Annotated in this window: 5 protein-coding genes; all 5 read left to right on the forward strand. The window is 65.0% G+C overall.

What is annotated here, in order from left to right:
- Positions 1-237 precede the first annotated feature (237 nt).
- The 5 genes from AC3IR9_RS05375 to AC3IR9_RS05395 all read left to right on the forward strand — a co-directional run bounded on the left by AC3IR9_RS05375 (position 238) and on the right by AC3IR9_RS05395 (position 12154).
- Positions 238-1890, forward strand: a complete 1653-nt coding sequence (locus AC3IR9_RS05375; protein WP_489294527.1) for a fatty acyl-AMP ligase — start codon at positions 238-240, stop codon at positions 1888-1890.
- Positions 1891-1953: 63 nt separating this feature from the next.
- Positions 1954-2220 carry an acyl carrier protein gene (locus AC3IR9_RS05380; RefSeq protein ID WP_489294529.1) on the forward strand — a complete coding sequence of 89 codons (267 nt, stop codon included), beginning with the start codon at positions 1954-1956 and terminating at the stop codon, positions 2218-2220.
- Positions 2213-10039 (forward strand): amino acid adenylation domain-containing protein, encoded by a 7827-nt coding sequence (locus tag AC3IR9_RS05385; protein ID WP_489294531.1) that lies wholly within the window; start codon positions 2213-2215, stop codon positions 10037-10039. Before AC3IR9_RS05380 ends, AC3IR9_RS05385 begins: the two co-directional genes overlap by 8 nt.
- Positions 10036-11079 carry a TauD/TfdA family dioxygenase gene (locus tag AC3IR9_RS05390; RefSeq protein ID WP_489294532.1) on the forward strand — a complete coding sequence of 348 codons (1044 nt, stop codon included), beginning with the start codon at positions 10036-10038 and terminating at the stop codon, positions 11077-11079. The genes AC3IR9_RS05385 and AC3IR9_RS05390 overlap by 4 nt, the downstream gene beginning before the upstream one ends.
- 7 nt (positions 11080-11086) lie before the next feature.
- Positions 11087-12154, forward strand: a complete 1068-nt coding sequence (locus AC3IR9_RS05395) for a TauD/TfdA family dioxygenase (protein WP_489294534.1) — start codon at positions 11087-11089, stop codon at positions 12152-12154.
- Positions 12155-12167: the final 13 nt, after the last annotated feature.

Raw genomic sequence — 12167 nt, forward strand, 5'->3', positions numbered from 1 at the left:
TGGAGGAGGGTCCGCAGGTGTCGATCTGAATGCGACGCGGCTGCGGACAGTGATTTGTCCGACGTTGTTCCGATCCTTGTTGCGGTATGCCTCACGGAAATGGATGAAACGAAATGGAATTCGATGCACTTCAAGGTTGGTGCTGGCCCGTCCCGCAATGTGCATGGCGGCGATCCCGGTTGAGATCGTGGACACACCAGAGCGCAGCCGTCCTTGCGCGGTCATGGGGCCGATGACATGCAGTTGCTCCCGGAACTGGTAAGAGAACGCTGGCAGACCCACCCTGATCGGATTGCCTATCGCTTCTTCCAGGGTCGTGGCGAGCCGCAGGTTCTTACGTTCAACGGACTCTGGCAACGCGCCAGCAGCCTGGCGACCGCATTCATCGAGCGCGGCTGGCATCGCCAATGCGTTTTGCTGGTCTGCAAGGGGCAGCAGGAATTCGTTGTCGCGTTCTACGCGTGCCTGCTGGCGGGTGTGGTCGCGGTGCCGACAGCTCCGCCGCGCCGTCAGCTTCTTCGGGAGCGGCTGCGGTTGCTGGTCCAGGATTCGCGGGCCGTAGCGATCATCTGCGACTTTCCCATGCAGGAGGCCCTGGGGGCTGGCGCGAAATTCGCCGGCGTGCACCTGTTCGATATTCGCGAGCCGTCCGGTTTCGAGAATCCGGGTCTCGTTCCCAGGATGGGCTCCGGGCACGACCTGGCATTTCTGCAATATACGTCCGGCTCCACGGGGGATCCCAAGGGCGTTGCGGTCAGTCATGCCAACCTGATGGCAAACAGTGAAGCAATCCGCGGGTCGATGGGTATGTCCTTCGCCTCGTCGGTACTGATCGGCCTACCGCTCTTCCATGACATGGGCCTGGTGGGGGGCGTGGTGCAGTCGATGTTTGTCGGCTGCCAGGCCAGTTTCATTCCGCCATCGGAGCTTGTGCAGTACCCGGAACGTTGGTTGAGCCTGATTTCGGCCCTTCGCATCACCACCAGTGGCGGGCCTGATTTCATCTATGACCTGGCCACACGGGAAGTGAGTGACACCGACCTGCAGGGGCTTGATCTGTCGTGCTGGACGCTGGCCTTCTGTGGTGCCGAGCCGATCCGCGCGCGCACTTACGAGCGGTTCGCGGCGCGTTTCGCGGCCGCTGGATTCCGCCCGGAGGCATTCTATCCCTGCTACGGCATGGCCGAAGCGACGTTGTTCATCACCGGCAACCGGCTGGGGCAGGTGCCCCGGATGACGGCCCGCGACGGTGTGGACGTGGTGTGCTGCGGCGAACCTGCAGCGGGCACGCAACTGCGCATCGTCGACCACCGCACCGGGCAGCCAGTGGCCGAGGGGGAGATTGGCGAGATCTGGGTGCGCGGAAGTGGTGTTGCGCAGGGCTACTGGATGCGCGAAGCGCTTTCCCGTGAAGTGTTCCATGCGCGCTTGAGCGGCGAACCGGCGGCGCGCTACCTCAGGACTGGTGACCTGGGCTGGCTGGAGGACGGGCAACTTTTTGTCTGCGGGCGGCTGAAGGACCTGATCATCGTCAACGGCCGCAACGTCGCGCCACAGGATATCGAGGAATCCGCCGAGAGTGCGTGCTCGCTGCTTCGGCGCGGCGGGGTGGCTGCATTCATGATGGAACACACGGCCGGCGGCGAACGGCTTGTCATCGTTGCGGAGATTGAACGCGAGGGTCTGCGGCAGACCCATGCGTGGCTGCAGATGGAATCCGCCATCCGTGCCGCGGTGTTCGCTCGTCACGGCCTCACGGTCACCGACATTGTCTTCATCAGGCCTGGCATGTTGCCCAGGACATCGAGTGGCAAGGTGCGGCGTTCGCAATGCCGCGCGGACCACCTGGCAGGAGCGTTCTCGCAGGCTGCGGCAGGTGCTGCGGTTTGATAACGGCTCGCGCGTCAACAACGGCGGCTCCATTGGGTTGGTTTTGATCTCAACGAGGCAGGGATGCGTACTACAGAACAGTTGCTGCTTGAGATTCTGCGCCGGGAGATGGACGTGGATGCCGGGCAGGTATCTGCAGAAACAGCGTTCTCAGCGTTGGGGCTGGATTCGATAGCGGGCCTGCGCTTCATGCGCAGGGCGCAGGATGCATTGGGGATCGAGATTGAGCTGGAGTGGATGTACGACCATCCCTCCGTCGCCGAGTTGGCGCGATTCCTGGATGGACGTGTAGCGTCCGGTGAAGCCGATGAGGCGAACGCCGATGCCTGACGGCACGACCATGGGCGGTGACAGCCAACGGTACTGGTTCGACCTGTCGCATGCCCAGCGTGCGCGGTGGTTCATGTATCAGTGGGCTCCGCAACGGCAAGGGCAGCACAACAACGTGTTCGCCGCGCGCCTGCATGGCAGCATCGACGTTGAGGAACTCTCCCGCGCGTTGATCGCATTGGCGACCCGGCATTCGATGTTGCGTGCTCGCTTCCGTGAGGATTCCGGGCAACCCCTGCAGAGCGTTGACTTCATCGCCGATGTTCCGTTCGATTGCATCGATGCCACCGGGTGGAGCGGGGAGGACCTGGTGCGCCGCGTACGCGACGACGCGCTCCGCCCCTTCGATGTCGTCCATTCGCCTCCGCTGCGCGCCGTTCTCTATACCTGCGGGGAAGACGAGGCGGTGTTCTGCCTGGCGGCGGATCATCTGGTACTGGACGGATGGGCGTACTGGCGGCTGCTGGCAGAGCTTGGTGACCACTTGAACGGGTGTGCGGAGACCTCCGCGCTTGCGCTCGATTACGCTGACTACGTCACGGCACAGCAGCGCTGGCTGGAAGGCCCCGAAGCGCTGGGCCAACTCAATTACTGGCGACAGGCGCTGGCGGGCCCGTTGCCGGCACTCGATGTGTCGTTTGCGCAACCCACGGGTGGCGGCCAGGAAAGGCAGCGGTTTGCCCAGATTCTTGTGCCCGCTTCGTGCACAGAGCGCCTGCATACGCTGGCTGTGGCCCATGGTGGCACGCTCTTTACCTGCCTGCTGGCCGCCTTTCAGATCCTGCTGCATCGCTACAGTGGACAGGACGACATCGTGGTGGGATGCCCGATGCCTGCCCGCGGGATGGGTGAGTGGGATCAGGTTGTCGGCGATTTCGTCAACGTCATCGGGCTACGCGCGCGCTTCGAGGGTGCGCCAGGCCTGGGCGAGGCGCTCCGCCAAGCCAGGACGGCCGCGTTTCAAGGCATGTCCCGCCAGGACTACCCTTTCGCGGCGCTGGTAGAGCAGCTTCACATTCCACGGGGTGCTACACATCCTGTTTTCCAGGCCCTGTTCTCGTTGCAGCGGGCGCGCGCGGATGGGGGAATTCATCGGCTCTGGGCAACGCGCGACGATCCTGCGGCGCGGCCGCGCTGGGCACAGGCATCACTGTCTCCGTTCCCGATGCATCAGCATGTCGGCATCGAAGGCATCGCGATCAGTCTGCAGGCCCTGGAGCTGGATGAAGGGATTCGTTGCGAGTTCGGATTCGACGCCGGGCAGCTTGACGCGGCTGTGATGGCAGATTTCGCATCCAGTTTTGGTGGCCTGCTTGAAGCAATGACCGACGCTGCGCCTGCGATGGCGGTGGCATCGCTGCCGATCCTGCCCCCGGGGCAGAGCGAGCGCCTCGTCGACAGCTTCAACCAGACGCGAAGAGATTACCCCGATGCCCGCTGTGTACATGCTCTGTTTGAAGCCCAGGTCGCGGCCCGTCCGCAGGCGGTGGCGTTGGTCGAAGGCACACAGGTGCTGCGCTACGGCGAGCTCAACGCACAGGCCAACCGCTTGGCGCATTACCTGATCGGGCAGGGGGTGCGCCCCGATGACCGCGTCGGGGTGTGCCTGGAGCGGGGCATCGCGCTGGTGGTGGCGCTGCTGGGCATCCTCAAGGCCGGGGGCGCCTACGTGCCGCTGGACCCGGGCTATCCGCCGGACCGGCTGGGCTACATGCTGGCCGACAGCGCGCCACGTTGCGTGCTGACGCAGGCGGCGGTACAGACGGTACTGCCGGCGTCGGTGCCGGTGATCGCACTGGACCAGGCCGGCCTGCTGGACGGCCAACCGGTGCATGACCCGGACCCACAGGCGCTGGGGCTGACCCCGCAGCACCTGGCATACGTGATCTATACCTCCGGCTCCACCGGCCGCCCCAAGGGGGTGATGAACCAGCACGATGGCGTGGTCAACCGCCTGCTGTGGGCGCAGGAGCAGTTCGCGCTGGATGCCAGTGACCGGGTGCTGCAGAAGACCCCGTTCGGCTTCGACGTTTCGGTATGGGAGTTCTTCCTGCCGCTGCTGGCCGGGGCACAGCTGGTGCTGGCCCGTCCCGGTGGCCACCAAGACCCGCACTACCTGGCGGGCCTGATGGCCTCGGCCGGCATCACCGTGCTGCATTTCGTGCCTTCGATGCTGCAGGTGTTCCTGGACGAGGCCGACACCAGCGGCTGCGGCGGCGTACGGCAGATCCTGTGCAGCGGCGAAGCGTTGCCGGCGGCGCTGCAGGACCGGCTGCTGGAGCGGCTGCCGCAGGTGGCGCTGTACAACCTGTACGGGCCGACCGAGGCGGCGGTGGACGTGACCTGCTGGCGCTGCCAGCCGGGCAGCGCCACGGTGCCGATCGGGCGCCCGATCGCCAACACGCAGATCCACATTGTTGATCGCTACCTGCAGCCGGTGCCGATCGGGGTGGCCGGTGAACTGCTGATCGGCGGGGTGCAGGTGGCGCGTGGCTACCTGAACCAGCCGCAGCTGACCGCCGAGCGCTTCATCGAGGACCCGTTCCATCCCGGCGGCCGTGTCTACCGCAGTGGTGACCTGGCGCGCTGGCGCCAGGACGGCACGATCGACTACCTCGGCCGCAACGATGATCAGGTGAAGCTGCGTGGACAGCGGATCGAACTGGGCGAGGTCCAGTCGCAGCTGCAGCAGTTGCCGCACGTGCGTGATGCGGTGGTGGTGGCACGCGAGGACCGTGCGGGCGACCCTCGCCTGGTGGCCTACGTGGTGACCGTGCCGGGGGTGGAACTGACCGTATCGACGGTGCGTGAGGCACTGGCACGGACGCTGACCGAGGCGATGTTGCCCAGCGCGGTGGTAAGCCTGCCGGCGCTGCCGCTGACGCCGAACGGCAAGCTGGACCGGCAGGCACTGCCGGTGCCAGGCATGGAATCACTGGCGGCCCGCGCTTACGAGCCGCCCCGGGAAGGGATGGAGCAGGCACTGGCACAGCTGTGGTGCGAACTGCTGGACGTGGCCCGGGTCGGCCGCGCCGATCATTTCTTCGACCTCGGGGGAAACTCGCTGATCGCGGTGCGCCTGGTCGCCCGCATACGCCAATGGGGTTGCCCCGGGGTGTCGCTGCGTGACCTGTTCGCCCATCCCAGGCTGGATGACATGGCCAGCCTGCTGGCCGACGGCCCTGCCGAGGCGGCCGTGATCACCCGCCGTGACCAACAGGTGCCGCTGTCCCTGACGCCGGCGCAGAAGCGATTGTGGTTCCTGGACCAGCTGGACAAGGTGGCCAGCACCGCCTATCACATGCCCGCCCGGCTGATGATGACAGGGCCACTGGACCACGCCGCGCTGCGTCGCTCACTGGACACACTGGTGGCGCGCCACGAGGTGCTCAGGACCCGTTTCATCCGCGGAGGTGACGCACCGGTGCCGGTGGTTGCGCCGGCTGCCACGGGCTTCGTGCTGAGCGAGCACACCGTTCCTGCCGGCAACGCCCATGTCCGCGACGCCGCCATTGCCGAGTGGAGCAGGCGGGAAGCGCTCGCGCCCTTCGACCTCGCGGGGGGGCCGCTGATCCGTGGTTGTCTGCTGCAGCTGCGGGCTGACCAGCACCTGCTGCTGGTCACCCAGCATCACATCATCTCCGATGGCTGGTCGGTCGGGATTCTCGTCCGCGAACTGATGGCACTGTACGCCGCCTTCACCGAAGCCCGGGACAATCCGCTGCCGCCCCCGCTGCTGCAGTACGCAGACTATGCCGCCTGGCTGCGCGATCAGGTGCCGCCCGGGCAGGCAGAGCAGCAGGCAGCATACTGGCAGGGCCAGCTCGCCGGTGCGCCCGCCCTGCTGGCATTGCCCAGTGACCGGCCACGCCCGCCGGTGCAGAGCCATGCCGGGGCCAGCGTCGCCCTGCGCCTGCCGCCGAGCGTGGTCGAGGGGCTGCGGCATCTGGCGCAACGCAACGATGCAACGCTGTTCATGACGTTGCTGGCGGCGTGGTCGGTGCTGCTTTCGCGCCTGAGCGGCCAGCCTGACGTCGTGGTGGGTACGCCGGTGGCCAATCGCCCGCGGCGCGAATGGGAGCCGGTGGTCGGCCTGTTCGTCAATACCGTGCCGCTGCGGATCCGGGCCGACGGCGCCTTGCGCGTCACCGAACTGCTGGCGCAGGCGAAGGACGTCGTACTCGACGCCTTCGCCAACGACGCGCTGCCCTTCGACCAGCTGGTCGAGGCAGTACGGCCGGTGCGCAGCCTGGGGCACAATCCGGTGTTCCAGACCCTGCTTGCGCTGGACAACACACCGTCGATCCGGATGGAGCTTGCCGGGCTTGACGTGGTGGAGCTGGCGACGATCCGCCACCGGACCCAGTTTGACCTTTCGCTGTCGCTGAGCGAACGCGACGGTGCACTGCACGGCTGGCTTGAGTATTCCTCCGATCTTTTCGACGAGTCGACCATTCAACGCTGGTCGGTGCATCTGCAGACGTTGCTGGCGGCAATGGCGGGGCAGGGGGATACCACTGTTGACCAGTTGCCCCTGCAGTCGCGGCACGAACAGCGTGACATGCACGCTACGTTCAATGCGACGCAGGCGCCTGCCGGCGAAGGCGCGCTGCATCACGAGTTCGAGCGGCAGGCCGCCCATGCGGGCTCCGCGATCGCTTTGCTGAGCGATGCCGGTGCGATGCGCTATGACACGCTGAACCGCCGCTCCAACCAGCTGGCGCACTATCTCATTGCCCTCGGCGTCGGCCCGGAGGCGCGCGTTGCCATCTACATGAATCGCGGTGTCGACCTTGTGGTTGCACTGTTGGCCGTGCTGAAGGCAGGTGGGGCATATGTTCCGCTCGACCCCCGCTATCCGCCGGATCGCCTGGCCTACATGTTGTCCGACAGTACACCGCACTGCATCCTCAGCGAGAGGGCGCTGTGCGGCCTGCTGCCCGAACACCCGGCAAGCGTCGTCTGCGTGGACACGCCCGGCCTCCTTGACGGGCATCTGGAAACCAACCCCGACCACGCTGCTGTCGGGCTGAAGGCTTCCCACCTCGCCTATGTGATCTATACCTCCGGTTCCACCGGACGGCCGAAGGGCGTGATGATCCAACACGCCAATGCAGGAAACTTCGTCGCGTGGGGGCTGCGCAGCTTCCCGCGCGACGTACTGGAACGAACACTGTTCTCCACCTCGATCAATTTCGATCTGGCAGTGTTTGAATTGTTTGTGCCGCTGTCGGCGGGCACAACGGTGGTGCTTGTGGAGGATCTGGTCAGCGCAGGCCCCCTGCTCGGTCACGCCACCCTGATCAACACGGTTCCTTCCGCCATTGACGCCGTGCTGGAACGCGGCGAAACGCTGCGCGGCGTGATCCAGATCAACCTGGCGGGAGAGCCGCTCAAGCGGGCGCTCGTGGAACGGATCTTTTCCCGTACTGGGGTCCGGGGGGTGGCCAATCTATATGGTCCTTCGGAAACCACCACCTATTCCACCTGGGTGGCGATGTCGCGGGAGCAGGGGTTCCAGGCGCACATTGGTGCACCAGTGGCCAATACCCAGATCCACATCGTCGACACCCTGATGCGGCCAGTTCCCATCGGTGTCACCGGGGAGATACTGATCGGTGGCCTGGGTGTGTGCAGAGGCTACCTTGGCCAGCCGGCACTGACTGCCCAACGCTTCCTTGAGGACGCCACGGACGGTCGCCTCTACCGGACCGGTGACCTCGGCCGCTGGCGTCCGGATGGGAACATCGAGTACCTAGGACGCAATGATTTTCAGGTGAAAGTGCGTGGTTTTCGCATCGAGCTGGGCGAAGTCGAAGCCCAGCTGGCCCGGCTGGCGGGGGTTCGCGATGCCGTCGTGGTTGCGCGCGACGACCCGGCCGGCCAGCAGCGTCTGGTCGCCTATGTGGTGGGCGTGGACGCGAGTGCTCCGTCCGTACCGACATTGCGCAAGGCATTGTCGGGATCATTGCCCGAGTACATGGTCCCCGCTGCGTTCGTCATCCTGCCGAGCCTGCCGCTGACACCGAACGGAAAACTCGACCGGCACGCACTCCCAGAACCCGCCCGGTCCGCGCTGGCCGCGAACAGCTATGAAGCGCCCCAGGGTCTGCTCGAAACGACCCTGTCCAGCATCTGGTCCGAGCTGCTCGGCGTGGCGCAGGTAGGGCGGTACGACCACTTCTTCGAGCTCGGCGGCCATTCATTGAACGCGCTTGCGCTGGCATCCCGGCTGCAACGCGAGTTGCAGGTCGAGGTACCGGTCAAGGAGATCTTCCATCAGCCCACCCTTGCAGCATTGGCAGAATGGATCCAACGGCAGCGCCACTGCGTGGCGCGCCCGGTCCCGCCGCCGCTGCGCAGGGCGTCGCACGCCGACGAGGTTCCGCTGTCGTTCGCGCAGCAGCGGCTGTGGCTTGACCATTGGCTCAATCCGGCGAGCCCCGCCTACAACATGTCCGCCGCTTTGCGGATCCGGGGTGCCTTCGATGTCCAGGCATTCTCCAAGGCGATCGCGCTGCTGTTTGCAAGGCACGAGGCGCTCCGTACTGTGTTCGCGCTGAGGCACGATCGTCCAGTCCAACGTGTGCTGGCCACGCCTGATCATGCTCTGGTGTTCAAGGATCTCTCCACCGTGCCTGCTGGGGAACGAGAGCGGCTGGCGCAGGCGGCGGCGAATGAAGAGGCGAGTACGCCCTTCCAGCTGTCCACTGGGCCGCTGTTCAGGGTACGGCTGCTGCGTCTCGACGCATGTGAGCATGTGGCGCTCCTGACCGCCCATCACATCATCTGCGATGGCTGGTCGATCCAGCTCATGCAGGCCGAGATTGGACGCATCTACCAGGCCCTGGCGTCCGGCGAGGTTCCGGATCTGCTCGATCTGCCGGTTCAGTACGCGGACTACGCGCAATGGCAGCGCGAAACAATGCGCGGTCAGTATCTGCGGGACCGGCTGGACTACTGGCGTGGCGCGCTTGCCGGCAGCCACGCACGCCATGAGCTGGCGACCGACCACCCGCGCGTTGACGGAAGCGCCGCGCGAGGCGACTACCGCACCTTTCCTCTTTCCCACGACCAGGTCCGCGGACTGCGCGCACTGGCTCGCCAGGAGGGAGCCACACTATTCATGACGGTCTTGGCTGGCTTCCAGATGCTGCTCGCGCAGCGCACCGGCGCTGATGACATCGTGGTGGGCTCTGCGATCTCCGGGCGTGGTCCCGTCGAGGTCGAACACCTCATCGGATGTTTTGTGAACATGCTGGTGCTGCGCACCGACCTGTCCGGTGACCCGCTCTTCCGGCAGCTGCTTGCCCGTGTCAGGCAGACGACGGTGGCTGCCTTCGCGCACCAGGAGTTGCCATTTGACGTGCTGGTGGATGAACTCAAACCCGAGCGCCTGCCCGGTCGCACGCCGTTCTTCCAGGTGGCGTTCGGCCTGCAGCCGCAGCTTCCGCTTTCCATGGATGCCGCCGATCTCGAGCTGTCGGTCTATGCCATGCAGAACGACACCGCACGCTATGACCTTACGGTATGGGTCTACGAAGGGGAGGACACGCTGGACATCAAGTGGACCTACCGCAGTGACCTGTTCGAGCCGGCCACGATCGAGCGCCTGCATGCCGACTACATGACGTTGTTGGACAGCGTGATCATCGACCCCGACCAACGACTGAGCAGCCTGTTGCCCGCGCTGGAGGGCCGGATGTCGGCGGCCATGCCCGGCCAGAGTGACACTGCACGGACCGGTAAGGGCGGCCAATTCAGTGCGCGCAGGAAGGCCATCATGGTCCCTGCGCACGAGCGAGGAACTTCTTTATGAGCCACCCCGTCGAACCACGCGGTACAGCGTCTCCCTTCAAACGCAAGGCATCGATCCGACTGTCGCAGCAGACGCTGGTCAGCAGCACGTACCTGGATGGCTGCAGCCAGTGCCCTCAGGTGGTGAAGCCGCTGGTGGACGGTCTGGACCTGGCTGAATGGGCGCGCGGGAACACCGGGTTCATCGACGACAACCTCTACCAGCATGGCGCGATTCTGTTCCGGGGCTTCCGCCCGACGGATGTGGCCGGATTCCAGGCGTTCGTCACCACCACCAGCGGCGCAGCCCTGGACTATACCGAGCGCTCATCGCCGCGCACCCAGGTGCAGGGCGCGATCTACACCTCCACCGACCATCCGCCCGAATCCCCGATCTTTCTGCACAACGAACAGTCCTACAACATCTCGTTTCCGACCCGGATCTTCTTTCAGTGTGTCGTTGCCAGCGAAACCGGCGGGCAGACGCCGATCGCCGATACCCGTGCCGTGCTCAAGCGGATCTCCTCAGCGACGCGTGAGCGCTTCGAGCGCGATGGCTACATGTACGTACGGAACTTCGGCGACGGGCTCGGGTTGAGCTGGCAGGACGCATTCCGGACCAAGGATCCTGCGGCCGTCGAGGCCTACTGTCGCAATAATGCGATCGCGTGGGAGTGGAAGCCGGGCGGCAGGTTGAAGACCTGGCAGGTCCGACGGGTCATCGCGCGGCATCCGCAGACCGGTGAGCTGACCTGGTTCAATCATGCCACCTTCTTCAATGTCACCACCCTGGATGAGCGACTGCAGCACCAACTGAGGGAGGGCTTCGGTGACAGCGCTTTCCCCAACCAGACCTGCTATGGCGACGGCAGCCCCATTCCCGACCCGGTGATGCAGGAACTTCGCGACGCGTATCTTGCGGAGAAGAAGACCTTCAACTGGCAACAGGGCGACGTGTTGATGCTCGACAACCTGTTGTGCGCGCATGCGCGCGAGCCGTTCAGCGGAGCGCGCAAGGTCGTGGTCGGCATGGCCCGCCCCTGCGCCTGGGCAGACGTTTGATCAACGCATGGGAACCCCGCAGATGAATGCAACGATATCTACGCGGCGCAAAGGGCTGCGACTGTCAGAGCGCGAGCTGGTCACGCTTGGATCACTCGATGGACTGGAAGGGTTTCCCCTGGTCGTGACCCCCGCGATAGGCGATCTGAATCTCGCCGCATGGGCGGCAGGGAATCGGCAGCTGATCAATACGACATTGATTTCGCACGGCGCGATTCTCTTCCGGGGATTTTCCAGCGACACCGTCGATCATTTCTCCCGGTTCGTGCACACGGTCACCACCGATGTTCTGGACTACCAGGAGCGTGCGGCGGCACGAACCCAGGTGGCGGCACAGATTTTCACCTCCACCGAATTTCCCCGGGACCTGCCGATCCCGCTGCATCATGAAATGTCCTTCTCGCATTGCTGGCCCGGCAAGATCCTGTTCCACTGCCGGCAGCCCGCACAGTCCGGCGGGCAGACGCCGATCGCCGATGATCGCAGGGTCGTGGAACAGCTGCCGAAATCGATCAAGGATCTGTTCCTTGAGAAGGGCGTCATGTACGTCAAGAACTACGGCGAGGGTCTGGACCTGTCGTGGCAGGAAGCCTTCCAGACCGACGACAGGCATGTGGTAGAGCGCTACTGCAATGACGCCAGGATGCAGTTCGAGTGGCGCTCGGGGGGGCGATTGCGGACGCGGGCTATACGCCACGTGATGGTTCCGCATCCGACCCTGGGCACGCGCGTCTGGTTCAATCACGCGCACATGTTCCATCTCTCCAGTCTGGCTGCGCCGATTCGTGACGGGCTGCTGTCGCAGTTTGCCGAGGACGAGGTGCCGCGCAATGCCTTCTTCGCCGATGGCAGCGCGATCCCCGATGCGCTGATGGAAGACGTCCGCTGCATCTACCGCGAGAACATGGTCGCCTTCGACTGGCAGTTTGGCGACATTCTCCTCGTCGACAACTTTCTCGTTTCGCACGGGCGTGAGCCATTTGAAGGTGCGCGCCAGATCCTGGTGGCGATGGCGGAGCGCTATTCGCTTGCGGACGATGGATCATCGCAGCCCCAGTTCGAGCCCCGGCCGTAATTGCAACTCCACC

The organism is Stenotrophomonas sp. GL_101, from assembly GCF_057835675.1.

Coding starts and splice junctions, on each gene's coding strand:
- AC3IR9_RS05375 (WP_489294527.1), top strand. CDS start 238: ATGCAGTTGCTCCCGGAACTGGTAAGAGAACGCTGGCAGACCCACCCT.
- AC3IR9_RS05395 (WP_489294534.1), top strand. CDS start 11,087: ATGGGAACCCCGCAGATGAATGCAACGATATCTACGCGGCGCAAAGGG.
- AC3IR9_RS05390 (WP_489294532.1), top strand. CDS start 10,036: ATGAGCCACCCCGTCGAACCACGCGGTACAGCGTCTCCCTTCAAACGC.
- AC3IR9_RS05385 (WP_489294531.1), top strand. CDS start 2,213: ATGCCTGACGGCACGACCATGGGCGGTGACAGCCAACGGTACTGGTTC.
- AC3IR9_RS05380 (WP_489294529.1), top strand. CDS start 1,954: ATGCGTACTACAGAACAGTTGCTGCTTGAGATTCTGCGCCGGGAGATG.